Here is a 20,736-nt window from a genome sequence, read left to right as displayed (position 1 = left end):
AAAATTGGTAATTGCTAATCGGTAATTGGTAATCCCTGACATCCGTGACATCCGTTACACTCATCCGTTGCCGAACTTTCATCCGTGACATCCGTTAAATCCGTTAGAAAATCCGTTGCCGAACTTCTTCCTTCTTCCTTGCAATCAAATAACCGCAGCGGTGTTCCCCATTAATAATCCAGTGAGTCCGCTCCACAATACAATCCGGCAAAACCGCTGCAAACATTTCCAACTCATTGCCACACACACTCGGAAAAGTTTCAGCAACATTAGAAATCGCGCAGTTGTGTTCCATCAACACAAATCGATCGCCCAAACCAGCGCGATCGCACATCCCAACCTCTACAGATTCTACAGGATAACACTCAGCCATGTAACCCTCAGCCCTGCGGAGTTCCACCAACTTAGTCACCCGTTCTTGCAGCGAACCCGTACCCACTAGCCGCCGGTAGTCCGTAGCCTTGCGCTGCCACTGTTTTCGCAAGATAGTAATCACTTGCTCGCGGCCGACGGTTTCCGCCAAAGTATCCAAGAAAGAGACTGCAAAATCGCCGTAACGATTCGGGAATCGATCGCGCCCCAGACTGGTAAGCTCATAAATGTGCTGCGGCCGCCCCATCCCAGCCTGAACCGACTGATACTGAATCAGCCCCTCCGCTTCCAAATCCTTCAAGTGACGGCGAATCGCCTGCGGACTGATATCCAAAGACTCCGCCAACTCAAGAGCCGTCCCCTGCCCCCCCTTGAGCAAATATTCCAGGATGTCTTGTTTGGTGGAAGTCTGCTGAGTAGTCTCCATCATCTTCACAAAAAATTATTAATTTGACTTTGACAATATCACTGTTGTTAATGTAGCTTAAAATATACTAAAGCAACAAATCAGTTGTTTTACTTCCCAGAGCAGCCCCCAGAACTCGCCGGGCCCCCGACAGTTCAGCGTCTGCCATCTTTGAGAGACTTATCCAGAACACTCGAAAGCGCAAAATTAATGAGCTCTACAGTCACAACCCTAGTCAACCAGCCCTATAAATACGGTTTCGTCACCGACATCGAATCAGACACCATCGCCCGCGGCTTAAGCGAAGATGTAGTCCGCCTGATTTCCGCCAAGAAAAACGAACCGGAATTCATGCTGCAATTCCGCCTCAAAGCATACCGCAAGTGGCTGACAATGACCGAGCCCACCTGGCCCCACGTCAACTATCCCGCGATCGACTACCAACAAATTATCTACTATTCCGCGCCAAAACAAAAGCCCAAAAAGCTCAACAGTTTGGACGAAGTTGACCCGACACTGCTAGAAACCTTCGAGAAACTCGGCATTCCCCTCTCCGAACAAAAACGGCTCGGAAATGTCGCCGTCGATGCCGTTTTCGACAGCGTTTCAATTGCCACAACATTTAGAGAAAAGTTAGCCAAAGATGGTGTTATTTTCTGTTCCATTTCAGAAGCCGTCAAAGATTATCCCGAATTAATAGAAAAATATCTCGGCAGCGTCGTACCAGTCGGCGACAACTTTTTCGCAGCCCTCAACTCCGCCGTATTCAGCGACGGTTCCTTCGTTTACATTCCCAAAGGCGTCAAATGCCCAATGGAATTGTCAACCTATTTCCGCATCAACAACGGAGATTCCGGCCAGTTCGAGCGCACCTTAATTGTTGCAGAAGAAAACAGCTCAGTGTCTTACCTAGAAGGCTGCACCGCGCCGATGTTTGACACCAACCAACTGCACGCCGCCGTCGTGGAATTGGTAACAATGGACAATGCGGATATCAAATACTCCACAGTGCAAAACTGGTACGCTGGCGACGCCAACGGCAAAGGCGGCATTTACAACTTCGTGACGAAACGGGGTTTGTGTCAGGGAGTTAATTCTAAAATTTCTTGGACGCAGGTAGAAACTGGTTCCGCGATTACTTGGAAATATCCCAGTTGCGTGTTAGTCGGCGACAACTCAGTAGGCGAATTCTACTCGGTAGCGCTGACAAACAACAAACAGCAAGCTGACACCGGCACCAAAATGATCCACATTGGTAAAAACACTCGCAGCACGATTATTTCTAAGGGAATTTCGGCGGGTAATTCATCCAACAGCTATCGCGGTTTGGTGAAGATGGGGCCGAATGCTAAAGGCTCTCGTAATTACTCTCAGTGCGATTCCATGCTGATTGGCGACAACGCTCAAGCGAATACTTTCCCTTATATTCAAGTGCAGAACCACACTGCTAAAGTCGAACACGAAGCTTCTACTTCTAAAATAGGGGAAGAGCAATTGTTCTTCTTCGCACAGCGGGGAATTTCCGCAGAAAATGCTATTTCGATGATGATTAGCGGTTTCTGTAAAGATGTTTTCAATCAGTTGCCGATGGAATTTGCGGCAGAAGCTGATAAGCTGTTGAGTTTGAAGCTGGAAGGAAGTGTCGGATAATTTACCCTCGTTACCAGGTCGATCCTATTGCTGGCAACTTAAGAGTGCAATCCATAAATAATGTCGCTTTTATTCGAGTCTAGATCCCCCTAAATCCCCCTTAAGAAGGGGGACTTTGAGTACACTCTTGTCCCCCCCCTTATTAAGGGGGACTTTGAGTACACTCTTGTCCCCCCCTTATTAAGGGGGGTTAGGGGGGATCGAGACTTCGATACAAACAAGAGAGACGGTAGGTTTAACGTTAAGTGGTCAGCAATAGCCAGAGCGTAAAAACGAAAAAAACTGTAAAGTGCATTGAGGAAAAGGACAAAAATAGATGATTGTTGAAAATAGTCAAGTGGTGCTATCCGTCCGTGATTTAACTGCGAATGTGGAAGATACCCAAATCCTGAAGGGTTTGAATCTGGAAATTAAATCGGGTGAAATTCACGCGATTATGGGCCCGAACGGTTCGGGAAAAAGCACTTTATCCAAGATATTAGCCGGTCATCCTGCTTATACGGTAACGGGCGGAGAAGTTACTTTTTTGGGTCAAAATTTGCTGGAATTACCGCCGGAAGAACGCTCTCTGGCTGGCGTCTTCCTAGCGTTCCAATATCCGTTAGAAATTCCCGGCGTTAGCAATCTGGATTTCTTGCGCGTGGCTTACAATTCTCACCGCAAACATCGCGGCTTGGAAGAATTGGATGCTTTTGATTTCCAAGATTTAATCGAGGACAAGCTGGATATTGTCAAGATGAATGATTCTTTTTTAGGCCGCAGCGTAAATGAGGGTTTTTCCGGCGGCGAGAAAAAGCGGAATGAAATTTTGCAAATGGCGTTGTTGGAACCGAAATTAGCTATTTTAGATGAGACTGATTCGGGTTTGGATATCGATGCTCTCAAGATTGTCGCCGGCGGTGTGAATCAGTTGTCAACTGCTGAAAATTCGATGTTGGTGATTACTCACTATCAGCGGTTGCTGAATTACATTATTCCTGATTTTATTCACGTCATGGAAGCGGGCAGAATTATCTTGACGGGCCCGAAAGAGTTGGCGCTGGAATTGGAAGAGCGCGGTTATGACTGGGTTGTGGAAGAGGAAGCAGCAGGAGTAGGCGCGCGATGATGAATACGCAAGTTGCTAGTAGGGAAATGTTTTTGACTGATTTGGTGAATCAGTGCGGTAAGTTGGAGGCTGCTAATAGCAAAAGTGCGGCTTATGGGTTGCAGGATTTGCGGGATGCGGCTACTGAATACGTGCTTGCTTCGAGTTTTCCGACGGTGAGGGATGAAGAATGGCGCTTTACTGATTTGTCGTCGGTGTTGCAAATTCCTTTTCATATACCCCAGAGCAATCAGTCAAAAGTTAAGCTGGCTGATATCATTATGCCCGTGAAAAATCGGGATGATTTACCATTAAGATTGGTATTTGTCAACGGTTTTTATGCGCCGGATTTGTCAACGGTGGAGTCGTTGGTTTTGCCGAATTTGCCGTTAGCGGAGCCCTCGAAGAGGATCGACTTTTACGCAGGTAATCTATCCAATGTACCCGAAAAATATCAAGGGCGCATCAGCGATGTTTTGAGCAAGTACAGACAGCAAACCGAGGTGTTTACCGCGCTGAATACTGCGGGTTTGGCGGATTCTGCGGTGGTGTTCGTGCCGGCCGATATGTCGATCGACCTTCCAATTCACTTGCTGTTCCTGACAGCACCAGGTGCATCTCCCACGATGTCCCAGCCGCACTGCTTGGTCATAGCTGAGCCTGGAAGCAATGTGACGCTGGTTGAGGATTACACAACTCTCGGAAATGTCGCTGCATTTACGAATGCTGTAACCGATGTTATGGTCGGCGAAAATGCTACTGTGAATCACGTTCGGCTGCAGCGGGAAGGTGGAGAGGTTGTTCATATCGGCAAAAGTGCGATCGAGCAATCTCGCAATAGCCGTTATACTTGCCATGCTATCAGCTTGGGAGGCAAAATATCGCGGCACAATTTAGAAGTATTTCAGCGCGGCGAAGCCACTGAAACAACTTTAAACGGCTTAAGCGTAGCCTTTGGGGAACAGTTGACGGACACTCACAGTTTAATCGATTTTAATCACCCCCACGGTACAAGTCGCCAATTGCACAAGTGCATTGTCGGCAACAAAGCTCGCGCTGTATTTAACGGCAAAGTTTTCGTTCGCAAAGCCGCACAATTGACAGATGCCGGACAATTGAGCCGGAATTTGTTGCTGTCGCCCAGGGCGCGTGTAGATACCAAACCGCAGTTAGAAATTGTCGCCGACAACGTTAAATGTTCCCACGGTGCAACTGTCAGCCAGTTAGAAGATGATGAACTTTTCTACTTGCAAAGTCGCGGTTTGGATTTAGAAAGAAGTCGCTATTTGCTAATCGATGCTTTTGCGGCAGAAATGCTCAATCAATTACCGATTATAGGCGTGGCGAAAATGCTTTCTACCTGTGTGGCTATCCAAGGATAAAAGAATCACCCAGAGGCTAGAAGTCTGTTCCACAAACATTAAATGTTCTTGTGGGTGGGCTTCTAGCCCGCCCCAAATCAGCAACAGGCTAGAAGCCTGTTCCACAAACATTAAATGTTCTTGTGGGGTGGGCTTCTAGCCCGCCCAGAATCAGCAACAACCGGGCCCAAATCATTATTAACTTCTGAAATTTATGACACTTATTCAAGAAAAAACACTTGCATCAAAAGTGCGTGGCGACTTCCCAATTTTGAATGAAAAAGTCAACGGTAAACCGCTAGTTTATTTAGACAATGCAGCTACTTCTCAAAAACCTCTAGCTGTCATCAATGCTTGGCGCGACTACTACGAGAAATACAATTCTAACGTCCACCGGGGAGCTCACACTCTCAGCGCCAAAGCTACTGATGCTTACGAAGGTGCTAGAGACAAAGTTGCGGCGTTTGTAAATGCGGCGTCGCGGCAAGAAATTGTTTATACTCGCAACGCCACCGAAGCGATTAATTTGGTTGCTTATTCTTGGGGCTTGAGCAATCTGCAAGCTGGAGATGAAATTATCCTGTCGGTAATGGAACACCACAGCAATCTAGTTCCCTGGCAAATGATGGCTCAAAGAACCGGTGCGGTGCTGAAGTTTGTCGAGTTAACGGAAACTAACGAGTTTGATTTGGAACAGTTTAAAACCCTGATTTCCCATAAAACTAAGTTGGTGTCAACCGTTCACGTTTCTAATACTTTGGGCTGCATCAGTCCAGTAAAAGAAATCTGCAAAATTGCCCACAGTGTCGGCGCAAGGGTTTTAATAGATGCTTGCCAAAGCGTGCCGCACATGATAGTAGACGTGCAAGCAATAGATTGCGATTGGCTGGTTGCTTCCGGTCACAAAATGTGCGCTCCGACTGGCATCGGTTTTCTGTACGGTAAACTGGACTTGCTGAGAGAAATGCCTCCGTTTTTCGGCGGCGGCGAGATGATTGCTGACGTGTTTCTCGATTATTCCACCTATGCCGATTTGCCGCACAAATTTGAGGCCGGCACTCCTGCAATCGGCGAGGCGATCGCCCTCGGTGCAGCAGTCGATTATCTTAGTAACATTGGCATGGATAAGATTCACGCTTGCGAAGCAGAATTGACTGCTTATATGTTCCAACAATTGCGGCAAATTCCCGAAATCAAAATTTACGGGCCGCAGCCAGACAGCAACGGCGAAGGTAGGGCAGCTTTGGCGGCATTTACAGCCGGAGAAATTCACTCTCAAGACTTGTCTACCATGTTAGATCAGGAGGGAGTTGCGATTCGTTCCGGGCATCACTGCACGCAAGCTTTGCACCGCTATTTGAACGTTTCATCTACGGCGCGGGCGAGTTTGTATTTTTACAATACTCGCGAGGAGATTGATGTGTTTGTGAAAGCGTTGAAAGAGACGATCGACTTTTTTGCTGGGATTATGGGGTAAGTTTGTGGGGTGGGTATTTGCCCACCTCAGTTACCAAATTTTTTTCACGGTTAAGTTTAGCAGAATGCCTTTTACACTCGCACATCCGATCGCAGCAGTTCCAATCTGGTTGCTATCTAAACGAAAATTGGATCTGTTAGCTCTCGCGATTGGGACAATGATACCGGATTTGCAATATTTTATCGCCCTGAAACCAGTCAGAGCGATCGGTCACAGTTTGCCAGGAGTATTCATCGAAGGTTTGCCCTGTTCGCTAGTTCTTTTGCTAGTGTTTCACTGGGTTTTAAAGTATCCGCTACTGGCGCTTGCTCCCTCGCACGTAGCCGATCGACTGCCACCAATAAGGCGATACTCGCTCTTCCCCTTATCGCAATTTTTAATAATTATAGCCTCGATCGCGATCGGGGGAATAAGTCATATTTTGTGGGATGAATTCACTCATTCAACTGGGTGGTTTGTCGTCAGAGTTCCATTGCTGCAATTTCATGTTGTCTCCCTGCCACTTTACAAATTACTTCAATATGGAAGTGGCATATTCGGACTCTGCGGTTTGTCGATTTGGTTCTTGGTGTGGTTGCTAAAAACTCAACCTCGCCAAAGTAAACAAGCGCTGCCTGTGCGCTGGAAACTATTAGCAACGAGCTGCATTTTGCTGACCTCTTGTATCTTGGCATTAATTGCTGTAAAGTTGCACATAGCTGAGGATGGAAGTTTTTCTGGCATAGTTGTTAGAGCAGTTATTGGTTCTATTTCTGGGTTATTTCTCGGTTGTTTATTGTACTCGGCTGTATTCTGGAATATCAAAGGTTTTCAGCAATTAAATTAGAACTTGGGTGAGAGGAAAAATTCTAGAGGGTAGGTGATTCGATCGCCATTTCTGACATCCGCGTTCATCAGCGTCAATCAGCCTGCATCTGCGGTCAAAAAAAAGAGCGACTTTACACGAAACCAGAATGTGATAAAGAAGTTGACAATTCGGGATGTTTTTTGTAATATATTTAGTTCAATAACATTTAACTTACAGAGGTTTACGATGAAACCTTCAGAACAGCAATCCACACCATCCAGCATCTTTGATGAAACCTTCCGCGATAATTCAGATCCTTGGGGATACACATCGAATTTTAATGAAATCAGTAAATTTCGAGCAACTATCAGAGCTTTGCCAAAAGTCCAATTCAAAAATGCTTTTGAAATCGCCTGTGCAATCGGTGTACTCACGGAGCAACTAGCCACAAAGTGTGACAGACTGCTCGCAGTAGATTATTCAGAAGTAGGATTAGTGGAAGCGCGTAAACGCTGTAGCAATCTCCCACAGGTGCGGTTTGAGCAGATGCAGATACCCCAGCAGTTCCCCACTGAGAATTTCGATTTGATTTTATTCTCAGAAGTTGGCTTTTTCTTGACACTCGAAGACCTCCTGGAAACTAAACAAAAAATTATTGACCACTTACTTCCGGGGGGATATCTCTTGATGGTTCATTATCGCTGGACAGCGGGGGATTATTTTATCCTGGATGGGGAGACTGTTCACGACACCTTTATCCAAAATTCGGCACAGTTTTTGAAACATCTTGGCGACCCGCGCAAAAAGTTTTTCATGCTAGATTTAGCGCGCCATCACAAACGCTATCGGATGGATTTGTTTCAGCGTTTGTAAATGATATAAGCAAATAAATTCAAAGATGGTGTATGGACAATTAGCGGTAGATCGCACTTTTTTTTGTCGCATTAATCCTCAAGGATTGGCGGTAAAAAAAAGTGCGGCATCGCACTTACCCTATCTATCCGATGTATTTTGACAAACGCCAGCATTACCTGCGATCAAAAAATAAAACTAGAGTTTGCTCAGCTCAAGGAGATTTTGAGATGATTACTACTGCTTCAAGTTTAGCCGAACAAAGAACACTGCTAGAAAACATTAGCTGGTCAACCTTTGAAACGTTGCTCAAGGAAATAGGCAATCGCCGAGGTTATCGCATAGCTTATGATAACGGGATGTTGGAAATTATGAGTCCTTTATACGAACATGAAAATCCCAAGATTCAGTCGGATCGCTTCATTTTCATTTTAGCAGAAGAACTCGGCATTGAAATCAAAAGTGCTGGATCGATGACTCTCAAGCAAGAACAGGCTAAAAAGGGTATAGAACCTGACAATTGCTATTATATCCAAAGTGAACCAGCCGTTAGAGGCAGGCAAGAACTAGACTTAGAAACTGCCCCACCGCCCGACTTGGCAATTGAAATAGATATTACCAGCAGTTCACTTAATAAGTTGGGAATTTACTCAGCACTTCGCGTCCCGGAAGTTTGGATATATAATGGGGAAATTTTGAAACTTTATCAGTTGGTAGAGAGAGAATATATTGAGCGGGAATTCAGTGTGGCTTTTCCGTTTGTATCGGTAGCAGAAATGGCTGGGTTTTTCGATCGCACTCAAACGATAGGGGAAATTAGTTTGCTGAAATCTTTTAGAACTTGGGTTAAGGGGAAAATATAAAAGTGTCAATATCGATCGCACGCCAAAGCAAAATTCCCGAATAGAGGCAAGCAATCGCTCGATTTTTTTGGTATATTTACTTAGAGGTCATTTAACTTCGAGAGATTAACCATGACGCCTTCAGAACAGAAATCAGTACCATCCAGTTTCTTTGATGAAACCTACCGAGGGAGTCCCGATCCTTGGGGATACACATCGAGTTTTTATGAAATCAGTAAATTCCGAGCAACTATCAGAGCTTTGCCAAAAGTCCAATTCAAAAATGCTTTTGAAATTGGATGTGCCATAGGTGTACTGACGCAGAAACTCGCCCCCAAGTGTGACAGATTGCTTTCTGTAGATTGTTCGGATATCGGATTAGAAGAAGCACGAAAACGCTGCGCCGATCTCCCACAGGTGCAGTTTGAGAAGATGCAGATACCCCAGCAGTTCCCCACAGAGAAGTTTGATTTAATTCTCTTTTCAGAAGTGGGCTGTTATTTGACAATGGAAGACCTCCTGGAAACCAAGCAAAAAATTATTGACAGCTTACTTCCGGGAGGTTATCTGCTGATGGTTCAATATCGGTTCCCAGTGGAAAGTTTTATCTTGAATGGCGAGATTGTTCACGATACCTTTATCCAAGATTCCGCACAGTTTTTGAAGCATCTTGGAGACCCACGCAAACGTTTTTTGATGCTAGATTTAGCGCGCCATCACAAACGCTATCGGATGGATTTGTTTCAGCGGTTGTAAATGATACCAGCGGATAATTTTCCAGAGAGTGCATCTACAATTAGTTCGGGAACACCCTTTATTTCTTGGCCTTTATCTGTCAATAATATCAAGTCCGCGTCAATAATTATAATTAATTAAGTTTGTAGTGAGGACTTCCTCAAAGGTCAGCACCGAGCGATCTCCAACAATATTATTGTGAATTATTGACCGGACTTGATATAAATCAAAGAGCGATAGCCTTGTAAATTGCGAACATAAACAAAAAGCGATCGCCCTCAATGACGCCATTCACTCCTCTATTAATACTCCCTAATTTCAGGATGGATAAATTGATAACCAGCCGCCTTAATCTTTTGATTCGACACCCTCGCATTATAAGGCCGCACGCTGGTAACAGATTTATCCCAAGAAGCTGGCGGCAAATTGTGAGTTTCAAAAATGCGATCGAGTAATTCGCGACTCGACAGCGACACATCCCCGACTAAATTATAAATTCCCTGCAATCGATTTTCCAAAGCAAAAGTTAACCCCCCAACAACATCATCTCGATGCACCCAATTAGTAGCATCTTCCCCCGCACCGGGACGAGTGCTCCCAGCCCAACGTCCAAAAATTTTAACTAATTCTCGCCCGGGCCCATAAATTCCTCCCAAACGGAGAATGCAGACGTGAAGATTTGGACTAGATGCTGCTAATAAAACCCGTTCTGTTTCTGCCATAATTTCACCGTTTGGGTTAGCAGGTGCGACTGGTGACTCTTCATTTACCACTTCACCTTTGCGATCGCCATACACAGAATAAGTACCCGTATAAATAACCTGTTTTACTGTCGGTATCTGCTTTAAAACCGATACCAAAGTAGTCGCCGTATCTAAATAACTCTCCTGATAAGTATCAGAATTGGGAGCACCTACGCACAGCATAACAGCATCTTGTTCTTGCAGTACAGAAGCGATCGCATCTTTGTCATTTCCCTTGACAACAGCCACCCGCTGCGCGACACCCTCCAACTCAACTACTCGGGTTGCCGTCGTAGTTGTCGCCGTCACGGTACAATCAGATTTGCCGCGTAAATGTTTGGCTGTCGCAGTACCCACATAGCCGCAGCCGACGATCGCAACTTTCATACAAAATTCTCCATGGTGTGATGTTCTCTAAAATTATTGCCGGTTTCCGCAGCCCTTGAATGCGGGTGCCGAAATTATGGCGAGCTGAGTTTTATGATAAAATGCAAAGCGTCGTCAGCGATCGGAGTAGCATCGTGTCCGAGAGAGATATTTTTGCCACCTCCTCAGAAAGCGAACTTTTAGCTTTTTATGGTTCTTTGTTTGGGATCGCAGCCGCCGATGGTGCCGTTGATATTGACGAATTAGATTTGTTGTTTAAAACCATAAATTTAGACAAGTTTTCTGACTCCGCAAAGACTCAAATCCACTCATACACAGCCAGTCCCCCATCACTCAGCGACTGTTTGCAAACACTCAGCCAATCAGCAGAACCGCTGCGTTTGGGAGTCATGTATTTTTTAATTAACATTGCGTGGGCAAATAAGACGCTGCATCGCGGAGAAAGCGAGGCGATCCAATCCGCAAAAAAACTGCTTGCGGTTTCAGATTTGCAAATCCAAGCCATGCAGGAATTCCTCGCAGACATGAAACAAATACGGGAAGCCGCGCCCAATCAAAATCAGGCATCAGCCTCGTTCAATGCCGGTATTTCCGAGCTCAAAAATAAGGGAATTCCTCTCGATTTAATCGATCCCAAAAAAACTACAACCAACCTCAGTGATTCTCATATGAAATACTCCGAGGAAAATTTTTGGGCTAAACTTAAAAACTTTGCTTTAACCGCAGGAAGAGAAGTAGTAGAAAAAGCTTTGATTCTCTACTATGCGACTCAGAACCCAAAGGTCCCTGCTTGGGCAAAAACTGTTATTGTTGGAGCTTTGACCTATTTTATCTCTCCTCTTGATGCGATTCCCGATATATTACCCGGCTTGGGATATACAGATGATTTAGGATTGTTGCTGGCGGCGATCGCTACTGTTTCAGTCTACATTAATGCTGATACTAAAGAACAAGCCAAACAAAAAATGAAAGATTGGTTTGGCTAATCATCTTATGTCCGGTAGAGCGTATTGTTTCCGCCTGCATCGGCATAATATAACCTGCCAATCTTAGGCGTCTTTTCGTAGTAAAAAAACCAGGTTTCTCAACAATCGTGCGTAAGTCTTAATTTGAATAACATAGCAGTTTTCAATTTGATCGCTCCTGGACGCAAAAACCCGGTCTCTGCACGTAATTTGGTCATATACGCTCGATCGCGACAACGATCGAGCGGTTTTTGTTTGTTAGCGTCCGTCCATGACTGTTTATCAAATACAGACACGGCAGAAATACAGGACACGGCAATGCCGTGTCCCTACTTGATTATTGTGGATTCTCAGTCTTTAATCGGCTTGCCATCTCGATTGACAATACGGCTTTCACCATCCTTAGCCGTGACATTTTCATAAACCCCTTCATCCCGCTTCACGTACTTGCTAAAACCCGAATTTTTATAATCGGTGTCGGATGTCGGCTTCATCAATCTCGGAGCGCTCAGCAGTCGGCGTACCGGAGCATCTGCGGGAGTCTCCCCGGGTTCGCACTTAGCCAACTCGCAAAGTTGGCCCCAAGTCGAAACTTCCAGGTTCATGCTGTGCCACACTTCTAACTGCTGGTTGTTTTCGGGACACAAATAATCGTATACAGGCATACTAAGAATCTCGTTTGCAACTACTAAAATTACTAATTGCACGGTTATGGAGAATATTATAGCTCAACCTTACTAAAAATTCAACCCCAAAAATCAAACTTTACTATTTTTAATGATTGTTAAAACACTAAATCAGCTATATTATTAACCCAGTGTGCTTGCTCCCGGATGCGATCGAGACAAAGCCCAAAAGTACCCTACCCTGAAATCCTCTGACTCGATCGAACGATCGCACGATCGACGGCTAGCAAATGCCCGCAAGACTTCGCTCAATGTTGTCAAAGGATCGATCGTGATTTTCAGACTGTACGCAAATCACAGATTCTAAGTTTCAATTTTATTTATCTACTCACTAGCGAGGATTTACCGATGAGCGATTTCAAAGTTACGCCAGAAGTAGAGCTGAATACAGCTCAAATGTTGGAGCGATATCAACTGCAAGATGAGACAATTCTGCGGCGTTGGGCAAAACTGCACGGCATCAACAGCACTCGCGGTTTCTTCTATCCCAGTGAAGTAGATTTGATAGATCATGCTCACCACCATCTTTACAATTTGGGAATGAGTATTGCTGACTACCAAAGTCTTTTAGACAGACGCCGCAGCCATTCTCAAACATCAGGCGACCAAAGTAAAACAGTAGCAAGTCAAGTTGCTGACGAAGCATACGATGCCATAGAAAAGCTAACCGATCAGTATTCTGAAGCTATTGATTTAATGGGAGAACGTATAGCAGACCATTTCATAGATGAACTCGATTTATCTGTGATGCGCCACCTGTCTAAAAAAGTGAAAGACCGCCGCAGTCTCAACGGTCAAACTAAAAAGCCTAACCGTTTTCTCCAAGTTATTAAAGCCGTGTTGCAACCGAGCAGCGAAAATACGCTTCTGGTTCCCAAAAAAGATGACGACTCTAGTTTAGAATTAGAACAGCATCACCGCCTCGGCTAGCTGCATATTTAGTTGAAAGACTAAGCGCGAATTATAGCGGTAAGGTGCGCTAGGCGCACCCTACATAATTAAGTTCTGCGTCCAGGACTGTGAAGCCAATAAATTTACTGTTTTCAAGAACTCTAAATTACCTGTGAATTATAAATTTAAGACTGGATGCAGATGTATTTTGCGCGGTTATTACCTAAAATATATGTTTAATCTCAGCCGTAAATCTAGCCAAAGGTAGATAAATGATTAAATCATGGATGGTAATTGGAGGAGTAGCCTTTGTAGTAGCTTTAGCCGCTAACATAATCGCGCCCAGCGACATCCAATGGTTCAACCGCTTGCAGCGTCCGAGATGGCTAGTATTTGAAAAAGCAATTCCCCTAATTTGGACAGTAATTTTTATTTGTGCAGCTTGGTCAGCAGTGATTGTTTGGGAAAAAGAACCGGGAACTCAGGAGACTTGGCTGAGAATGGGTTTGTACCTGCTTTTAGAAATAGTAACCATATCTTACACCTCGGTTATGTGCAAAGTTAGGAGCCTAAAAGTCGGCACAATAATCGGCGGAACGGGCGCTATTTTAAGCGTAATACTAGCTTTAAGTGTGTTGCAAGTTTCCGAATCTGCCGCCCTGTTATTGCTGCCTTACATACTTTGGAGTCCGATCGGCACTTACACCACTTGGGCAATGATGCACCTCAACCCGGCGGATGTTTAGGCTCTGGAATTAGTCATTTTAATGGGATGGCAAGCATCAGGAAAAAGCACCGTTTTTCGGTAGTATCTACCTGCAACGCAGGTTTTAGTGAGCAAAGACTTGATGCGAAATAATTGTACAGTTGCACAACTCGAAGCTTATGATATCGGTAGCCCAAGCTGCATGAACCAAGTGTGCTTGTCTATGTAACCGCGTTGAAAATGGATTTTGCCATCAACAACATGAAAGAAGCCACAGCCTTGCAGGGTAAAACTTTTGCCAGTTGGTAGGTTGCCACCAAACTCACCTAGAAAGGTGCCGCCACCAGTCCACTCGACGATCGCCCACTCGCCATCCTCAAACAAATTCTCAACGTGCGTGTAATTGTCTGGAAAAGCTTGGAAGAAGGTAACAAAACTCTCAAGCAATGCCTCACGCCCGTTTAGAGGATCGCCAAAGGCAACTTGATGGTTCTCTGCATCGTCGTGATAAAGCTCGATAAGGGCGTGAGGGTCACGAGCGTTATAAGCAGAAACCCAGTCTTGGAGAACTTGCTTGGGCGTTTTCATTTTTGGTTCCCTAATACTGATAAGTAAAGATATTAGTTAGCAGCTTCTCCCGCTCAAATTTACCGACTCGGAGGGCTGCTCGGAGGCTCAGTTTCCGGCGGTTCGGGAGGGGGAGATTCAGCCGCCGGAGGATTCAGCGACTCCTCCCAAACTTGGATTTGCGATCGAGCTTGCTCAAAAGCCCGAGTACCCGAGGGAATTTTCTTCAAAGTCGCGATCGCCCCAGCCAGATCCGACGACGACTGTTCCACACCAAGCGCCAAAATCCGCTGGCTCCACTCATCAATCGCCTCGCTCGCCTGCCACCGGAGCGAACTAGACTCCGGCACCTGAAGAGCCAGGGAAATTGCCGTTTGCAGAGCGTCAGCAGTCCCCGCTCGGGCGACCTGACGGGCGTTCTGCAAACCTTGCTCGCCCTGAAATTGAGCCTCCCAAGTCCGAATGTTCGATCGAGCTTCCTCATAAAGCACCCGTCCCGATCGAATCCGGCGGGCCATCTCAATTGCCTCCGCCAAATTGCCCCCCGCCGCTAGCTGCTGAGCTCTATCCAAAAACGGCTGGTCAACAAGTCGCTGTCTCCTCTCGATCCAAGCTTGAATTTTGGTTTGAGCTTCCACGTAAAGCGCCCTACCTTGAGCGATCCGAGAAGCTTGAGCAACGGCGGCCTCGAGAGCATTCGGATCGCCCGTACTCGCCAAATCGTTCGCTCTTTGCAAATACGGACTGTCTTCGAGCAGCTCGATTTGACGGCTCAAGCGGCTAATTTGACTGCGAGCTTCCTCATAGCGGGGATTTGATTGGGGGACTGTTTGCAATTGCCCGATCGCAGCCCTCAAATCATTTACCCCTCCCGGTGCCGCCAGCCTGCTTGCCAAATCCAAAACTTTCACATCAGCCATTTCTTGCTGCCAGCGGCCGACTAAATCTTGAGCTTGTTTGTACAAAGGGCGACCAGAATTCAACTTTTGAGCGATCTCGATCGCCTTGGACAAACCCTCAACTGAGCCGCTCAAAGCCTGAGCAGTAGCATTCGCCAATTGTTTAAAATCCTCAACTTGTTCCCTTAAATTTGCAGTGTCGGGAATCTTGTCAGCAATCGCGATCGCCTGCTCCCAATCCCCTGCCTGCAAGCGTTTTTGCGCGATCTGGATAATTTTCTTGCTAAATTCCGCGATCGCCTTATTGGCAGCTTGATACAAATAACTGTTTTGACCAATTCCCTGAGCCAGCTTAATCCCCATCACCAGATTGTCGAGCCCTCCCTCTGCCGCTGTATTCCGGGCTTTTACCAACTTATTGCCCTCAGTCCGAGTCGTCTGAATGAGCTTAGTCAATTCCTCGTACTTAGTCGATTCCCAGAAAGTATTGCCCAAATCCAAAAGCAAAGTAGCTTGCCGGAAAGCCAGCGTCCACTCTTCCTTACGCAAGTGGTCTTCGGCCGTGCGGTAAATTTTCTCTGCATCGATCCATATCGACTGCCACTTTTCAATCTGCTTTTCCACCCTCGGGTAAGCGGGAACGTCTTGAGGAACCTTGCGAGCAATCGCAATCGCCTCCTCCAGCTTTCCTTCTTGGAAACTAGCATTTCCCAGCCTGAGAATATCCTCCGACCACCGCTCGATTTGACCGTTAATTCTCGGCCGCAGCGGATGGTCTTTTGGCAAAGCATTAACTAATTCGATCGCCCTGAGCAAATCATCCGCCGTCCGCTTGCTTGCTGCTTCTTGAGCGCAAAAAAAGCGATCGTTAGCAGAAGCCGTCGGCCAAAAAATCTTTGAGCAATTCGACTGCGATGTCAGGTTGAGCAAAGATGCAAGTGCCACAAACCCCATACCCACCGACAGGATCAAACTCACCGCCAGCCAAAACTGCCACTTATTCGACCAGCTCCGCCACAACGGATTGTGTTCCCCCCGCCGCTGCGAGTTTTCCCCAGACAAATTTGGCGGTAGTTCCAGATGCCCTCCCGGCAGTTTTCCCGAAGTAACCAATTCTCGGAGCTCTTTAAGTCGTTCAGCCCGGTTTTTCCTTGCTGGTAGCCGCACCAGCGATGAAGTATCCTTTGTTGAATCCAAGGATTCTGATGCAGACCAACGGCCTGATGTTTTGCGATCTTGACTCATATCCTCACCACAAACAACAACCAGCCTGTCTTAATTATTTCAAAACAGCGATCGCTGCTATTGACTGCTCTATAGAATGTATTCATCACTTTTAAATACTCCTGCAGGCGAAAGACTACAAGAGGCGATCGCCAAACCGCAAAAATCAAAATTTTGTGATTAGGTAATTGATAATTGGTAATTGGCAATTGGTCAAGGCCTTTATCCCCAACTCGCACTCCTGATTGCCAATTACCAATTATTATCTCAAGAACCGGAGTTCGAGCGCAAATCGCCGATGAGTTCCGCAAGTTGGTCGCTGTTAGCTTTGTAAACCTCGTTGCAGAAATGGCACGTAGCCTCAGCCCCGCCATCTTTTTCAATCATGTCTTGCAATTCCGCTTCGCCCAACATTTTCAAAGCTCCCAAAACTCGATCGAACGAACAGCCGCAGTGAAAGCGCACCATCTGAGTTTCCGGGAAAATTTCCAGACCCATATCTCCCAGTAACTCTTCGAGAATCTCGTGCAGCGTTTTGCCGGATCGCAGCAGCGGCGTAAAGCCCGACAGTGCAGCAACTCTAGATTCTAAAGTTTGCATCAGTTGTTCGTCCGTTGCCGCCTTCGGCAGAACCTGCAACAGCACACCCCCAGACGCTTCCACCCCGCCCGCCCCCACAAACACCCCCAACACCAGAGCCGAAGGCGTCTGCTCCGAGGTTGCCAAATAGTGACTCAGATCGTCGCCTATTTCGCCGGAAACCAATTCTACCGTACTTGAGTAAGGGAAGCCGTATCCAACGTCCCGCACCACGTACAAATAACCGTCACCTATTGCCCCGCCGACATCGAGTTTGCCTTTAGCATTCGGCGGCAATTCCACTCCGGGATTGTCCACATAACCTCGAACCGTTCCATCCAGTCCCGCATCAATCAGAAGCCCGCCCAGCGGCCCATCTCCCTTGATGCGAATGTTGACTCTCGATTCGGGGCGTTTCATGCTGGAGGCGAGTAACAGCCCCGCCGACATCGTGCGGCCGAGGGCGGCTGTAGCCACGTAGGAGAGCTTGTGCCGCCGTCTTGCTTCTTCGGTGAGGCGGGTGGAAATGACGCCTACAGCGCGAATTCCGCCCTCTGCGGCTGTAGCGCGAATTAATTGATCGGCCATGAAAAACCTTACTTTGTCTTTTGATACCTTCTTGAACTATTTTAGAAGTTCTTGAAAATTGTGGCAGCAGATAGCAGCAGTTGACTCGGCGGGCCTGGAAGTGCGATCGAGCTTCAGAACTCGCCTCTGTTTTCTATAAAACCTTGAGCGACCCACTATTTATTAACAAATATTCTGATTCATTCTTCCACTTAAATATGTATTTAAGATGCCCGGAATAACGAGTGCATTTATTTTCCATAATCCACCGTCTTCTCACTCATTTTATAACAACTAATGACTGACAACTAATGACTAATAACTAAAGCTTATCTTGGCGCTAACCAGACGATTACCAAACCTTTACCTTTGTCGGGTAGAGTGAGATGCGTAGGTCTCAGACCAGTGTTTTTTAGCTGGAAATAACGGATATGCCACCAACATCCAAAGCACTTTTAGCGGAAGTCCAGCATAACACAGGAGCAACTCGAAACTTGCATTTTTATGCCAAGGGTGAAACCATTCCTATGATGTCGCAAGGTCTTTGGCGAGTCTGTCAAGGTCTAGCACAACTGAGTACGCTTTATCCAAACGGGGAAGAAGGACTTTTGGGTTGGGTTGGGCCTTCGATGTGCTTCGGTTTGTGGTTGACAAGCTTGCAGACTTACCGAGCTACGGCGACATCAGATATTTATTTGATGTGGTATTCTATGGTGGAAATCGAAGCTTCTCCTCAATTGGCTCACGAGTTGCTGCCTCAAATGGTACGGCGGCTGCGGCAAATGGAAGCAATTTTGGCGATCGCCGGACAGCGGCGAGTAGATGACCGTTTGTATCAGCTACTGCTATTATTGCAACAGGAATTCGGTCAGCCTGTGGTTGAGGGAACTCGTTTGAATATCCGCTTGACACATCAAGATATTGCTAATGCGATTTGCACGACGCGGGTAACAGTAACTCGAATGCTGGGAAAATTGCAGCAGCAAGGGTTAATCAGTCGAGATGGATCTCGGCATTTAATTCTTAACAAAGATGTTTTTGCGTCCAGGTCGGATTTGTTTGGCTGCAACCCTCAAGCAGTGTAGCAAGCGCCGAAAAAAATCTTATTCTGCTTCGCCAATCAGCGTAAACGCGGCCCAATCTTGCGGATTTGGGTGCATCTTCATTGTCATCAGCATCGCTTGCCGCAAAGCTTGAGCTTTATTCGGGTTTTTCTGTAATTGGCGATAGAATTCTGCCATTAATTCCGCTGTCGGATCGTCGGGCACAAACCACAGAGAAACGATAATACTGGAAACACCAGCACTAATTAAAGCACGAGATAACCCAAGCACACCATCACCTGTGAGTTTTCCTCTGCCAGTATTGCAAGCACTTAATACCACTAATTCAGCATTTAATTTTAAATCCAAGATTTCGCTCGAAGTCAGCAATCCGTCATCATTTCCTGATGGAGCAAGGGCGATCGCTCCCGGTAACTCTCCCCTCTTCACTTCATTAAATAAACCATGAGTTGCTAGATGAATAATCCGGGCTTTTAGCATCTGTTGAGTAATCGATGTTTTAGTGGCTTGAGAGCCTGTAATCGCTTGACTTTTCAGAAGTTGGGCAATTATAATTGCTTCCTGTTCGCTTCCTGGTAAGGGATCTAATTGGCGCGGCGGGTTGCCAATTTTGGGCATAATTGGATTGCCGACGACGAGATTATTTTGCAGAGAAAGTTGTCGGACTTTTTGCCGTGATTGGCGGGTTAACTGCAAAATTTGAATGGCGGGAGCAGTGAGGATGGTATGTTTTTCAATCAGATATTGACCTGTCGGATCTTGTAAGGCGACAAAGGGAACTAAAAACAGGGATTGATGGGGAATGAAGATGACCGGAGCATTGGGGTCAGTAGGTAAAATATCGGCAATGGGTTGAATGAGTAGTTGATAACTTTGCTGTAATTTGGGGTAGATTATCCGAGAATTAGCAGGGGTAGAAGCAGGGGGATTAGCTGTTTGTTTATTGGCAATGTCCCCCGCCGATACACCCAGAGCCTCGCGAGTGCCGCGAATCATCTCAGCTAAGGCTGTATCTGGCTCGTTTAATCCTCTCCTGCCGGTAGCAGCAGATACTCTTGTCTGTTCGGTGGCTTCGGGTAGATTGATGTTCAGAGATTTGAGGTCAACGGAGCGAAAGGTAATTTCACCAGTCGGCTTGATGACCCAAATATAAAGGGCTTCATTCCCAATAGTTGAATACTCGACGAGAGTAGCGTTTTGCTCTTTAGCGATTTGTTGAATTTGCTGGATATTGGGCGGGTTGATAGTAGTTGTGACAGAGGCAGATGCGGCAAGGCGAGATGCCAATAACTCCACAAAAGCTCTGGCTCTACCCCGTTCGGCAATTTCTAAAGCCTCATTAGTCTTTTTCTGAGCAATGAAGACTTCTTGTAAATTGATGTAGGGGTTAGTTTGGGTTTCAAATATTGACACTTTATTGGCATCGTCTAATCCAGCTCGCAGAGATTCCGAAACTTTAATACTATCAAGTAGGGTTTCCTCTGCTGCTGGGAGATTGCCAGATTTGGAGAGAGCGAATCCTAGATTGTTGAGAGCCACCCCCTCGCTTTGGCGGTCTTTAATTTCTCGCGCGATCGCCAACAACTGCTGTTGGTACTCGATCGCTTTAGCGTAGTCGCCGAGGTTACTGTAAGCAAGTCCCAGATTTCCCAGAGCCGCCCCCTCGCTTTGGCGGTCTTTAATTTCTCGCGCGATCGCCAACCACTGCTGAGTGTACTCGATCGCTTTGGCGTAGTCGCCCAGGTAAAGGTAAGCAAGTCCCAGATTTCCCAGAGCTTTCCCCTCGCTTTGGCGGTCTTTAATTTCTCGAGAGATCGCCAACAACTGCTGTTGGTACTCGATCGCTTTAGCGTAGTCGCCGAGGTTACTGTAAGCAAGTCCCAGATTTC

Annotated in this window: 20 protein-coding genes; 13 read left to right on the top strand and 7 right to left on the bottom strand. The window is 46.3% G+C overall.

What is annotated here, in order from left to right; genetic code table 11:
- Positions 1-103: 103 nt before the first annotated feature.
- Positions 104-802 (bottom strand): iron-sulfur cluster biosynthesis transcriptional regulator SufR, encoded by a 699-nt coding sequence (sufR, locus tag QUB30_RS04745; protein ID WP_333329786.1) that lies wholly within the window; start codon positions 800-802, stop codon positions 104-106.
- 186 nt (positions 803-988) lie between these two features.
- Between sufR and sufB the strand changes: the two genes are divergently transcribed.
- The 8 genes from sufB to QUB30_RS04705 all read left to right on the top strand — a co-directional run bounded on the left by sufB (position 989) and on the right by QUB30_RS04705 (position 9,590).
- On the top strand, positions 989-2,428 hold the full coding sequence (gene sufB / locus QUB30_RS04740; protein ID WP_333329783.1) for a Fe-S cluster assembly protein SufB: 1,440 nt from the start codon (positions 989-991) through the stop codon (positions 2,426-2,428).
- Positions 2,429-2,744: 316 nt separating this feature from the next.
- On the top strand, positions 2,745-3,536 hold the full coding sequence (gene sufC, locus QUB30_RS04735; protein ID WP_333044221.1) for a Fe-S cluster assembly ATPase SufC: 792 nt from the start codon (positions 2,745-2,747) through the stop codon (positions 3,534-3,536).
- Positions 3,533-4,897 (top strand): Fe-S cluster assembly protein SufD, encoded by a 1,365-nt coding sequence (gene sufD, locus QUB30_RS04730; protein ID WP_333329780.1) that lies wholly within the window; start codon positions 3,533-3,535, stop codon positions 4,895-4,897. Before sufC ends, sufD begins: the two co-directional genes overlap by 4 nt.
- A gap of 193 nt (positions 4,898-5,090) precedes the next feature.
- Complete coding sequence (locus tag QUB30_RS04725; RefSeq protein WP_333329777.1) at positions 5,091-6,353, top strand: SufS family cysteine desulfurase; 1,263 nt, start codon at positions 5,091-5,093, stop codon at positions 6,351-6,353.
- Between the two features lie 64 nt (positions 6,354-6,417).
- A complete protein-coding gene (locus QUB30_RS04720) occupies positions 6,418-7,179 on the top strand; it encodes a DUF4184 family protein (protein ID WP_333329773.1) in 762 nt (253 codons plus the stop codon).
- A 207-nt stretch (positions 7,180-7,386) separates the two neighbouring features.
- Positions 7,387-8,013: an SAM-dependent methyltransferase gene (locus tag QUB30_RS04715; protein ID WP_333329770.1), complete on the top strand. Its 627-nt coding sequence runs from the start codon at positions 7,387-7,389 to the stop codon at positions 8,011-8,013.
- Between the two features lie 209 nt (positions 8,014-8,222).
- Entirely contained in the window at positions 8,223-8,855 is a 633-nt protein-coding gene (locus tag QUB30_RS04710; RefSeq protein WP_333329767.1) for a Uma2 family endonuclease, read from the top strand.
- A 111-nt stretch (positions 8,856-8,966) separates the two neighbouring features.
- Complete coding sequence (locus QUB30_RS04705) at positions 8,967-9,590, top strand: SAM-dependent methyltransferase (RefSeq protein ID WP_333329764.1); 624 nt, start codon at positions 8,967-8,969, stop codon at positions 9,588-9,590.
- 281 nt (positions 9,591-9,871) lie between these two features.
- Here QUB30_RS04705 and QUB30_RS04700 read toward each other — a convergent pair whose 3' ends face one another.
- Positions 9,872-10,699, bottom strand: coding sequence for an NAD-dependent epimerase/dehydratase family protein (locus QUB30_RS04700; RefSeq protein WP_333329760.1), 828 nt, complete (start codon positions 10,697-10,699; stop codon positions 9,872-9,874).
- 65 nt (positions 10,700-10,764) lie between these two features.
- On the opposite strand from QUB30_RS04700, the gene QUB30_RS04695 reads away from it, so the two are divergent.
- Positions 10,765-11,685, top strand: coding sequence for a YkvA family protein (locus tag QUB30_RS04695; RefSeq protein WP_333329757.1), 921 nt, complete (start codon positions 10,765-10,767; stop codon positions 11,683-11,685).
- 329 nt (positions 11,686-12,014) lie between these two features.
- Here QUB30_RS04695 and QUB30_RS04690 read toward each other — a convergent pair whose 3' ends face one another.
- Positions 12,015-12,329 (bottom strand): zinc ribbon domain-containing protein, encoded by a 315-nt coding sequence (locus QUB30_RS04690; protein ID WP_333036151.1) that lies wholly within the window; start codon positions 12,327-12,329, stop codon positions 12,015-12,017.
- Positions 12,330-12,483: 154 nt separating this feature from the next.
- On the opposite strand from QUB30_RS04690, the gene QUB30_RS04685 reads away from it, so the two are divergent.
- The 3 genes from QUB30_RS04685 (at position 12,484) to QUB30_RS04675 (ending at position 13,987) form a co-directional block, all read left to right on the top strand.
- Positions 12,484-12,657, top strand: a complete 174-nt coding sequence (locus tag QUB30_RS04685; RefSeq protein ID WP_333329754.1) for a hypothetical protein — start codon at positions 12,484-12,486, stop codon at positions 12,655-12,657.
- Between the two features lie 41 nt (positions 12,658-12,698).
- Positions 12,699-13,280, top strand: a complete 582-nt coding sequence (locus QUB30_RS04680) for a hypothetical protein (RefSeq protein WP_333329750.1) — start codon at positions 12,699-12,701, stop codon at positions 13,278-13,280.
- A 233-nt stretch (positions 13,281-13,513) separates the two neighbouring features.
- Positions 13,514-13,987, top strand: a complete 474-nt coding sequence (locus tag QUB30_RS04675) for a TspO/MBR family protein (protein WP_333329745.1) — start codon at positions 13,514-13,516, stop codon at positions 13,985-13,987.
- A 137-nt stretch (positions 13,988-14,124) separates the two neighbouring features.
- Here the strand turns inward: QUB30_RS04675 and QUB30_RS04670 are convergent, their stop codons facing one another.
- The 3 genes from QUB30_RS04670 to hslO all read right to left on the bottom strand — a co-directional run bounded on the left by QUB30_RS04670 (position 14,125) and on the right by hslO (position 17,804).
- Entirely contained in the window at positions 14,125-14,535 is a 411-nt protein-coding gene (locus QUB30_RS04670; protein ID WP_333329742.1) for an ester cyclase, read from the bottom strand.
- A gap of 59 nt (positions 14,536-14,594) precedes the next feature.
- The gene (locus tag QUB30_RS04665; protein WP_333329739.1) at positions 14,595-16,658 is read right to left on the bottom strand and encodes a hypothetical protein; all 2,064 of its coding nucleotides are present in this window, start codon (positions 16,656-16,658) and stop codon (positions 14,595-14,597) included.
- Positions 16,659-16,904: 246 nt separating this feature from the next.
- Positions 16,905-17,804, bottom strand: coding sequence for an Hsp33 family molecular chaperone HslO (gene hslO, locus QUB30_RS04660; protein ID WP_333329736.1), 900 nt, complete (start codon positions 17,802-17,804; stop codon positions 16,905-16,907).
- Between the two features lie 410 nt (positions 17,805-18,214).
- Here hslO and QUB30_RS04655 point away from each other — a divergent pair, with 410 nt between their 5' ends.
- A complete protein-coding gene (locus QUB30_RS04655; protein ID WP_333329733.1) occupies positions 18,215-18,868 on the top strand; it encodes a Crp/Fnr family transcriptional regulator in 654 nt (217 codons plus the stop codon).
- Positions 18,869-18,886: 18 nt separating this feature from the next.
- Here QUB30_RS04655 and QUB30_RS04650 read toward each other — a convergent pair.
- A partial coding sequence (locus tag QUB30_RS04650; protein WP_333329729.1) for a CHAT domain-containing tetratricopeptide repeat protein occupies positions 18,887-20,736 on the bottom strand: 1,850 nt, incomplete at its 5' end.

The organism is Microcoleus sp. BROC3 (assembly GCF_036702515.1).
Taxonomy (GTDB): domain Bacteria; phylum Cyanobacteriota; class Cyanobacteriia; order Cyanobacteriales; family Microcoleaceae; genus Microcoleus.
This window is presented reverse-complemented; position numbering and strand designations above follow the sequence as displayed.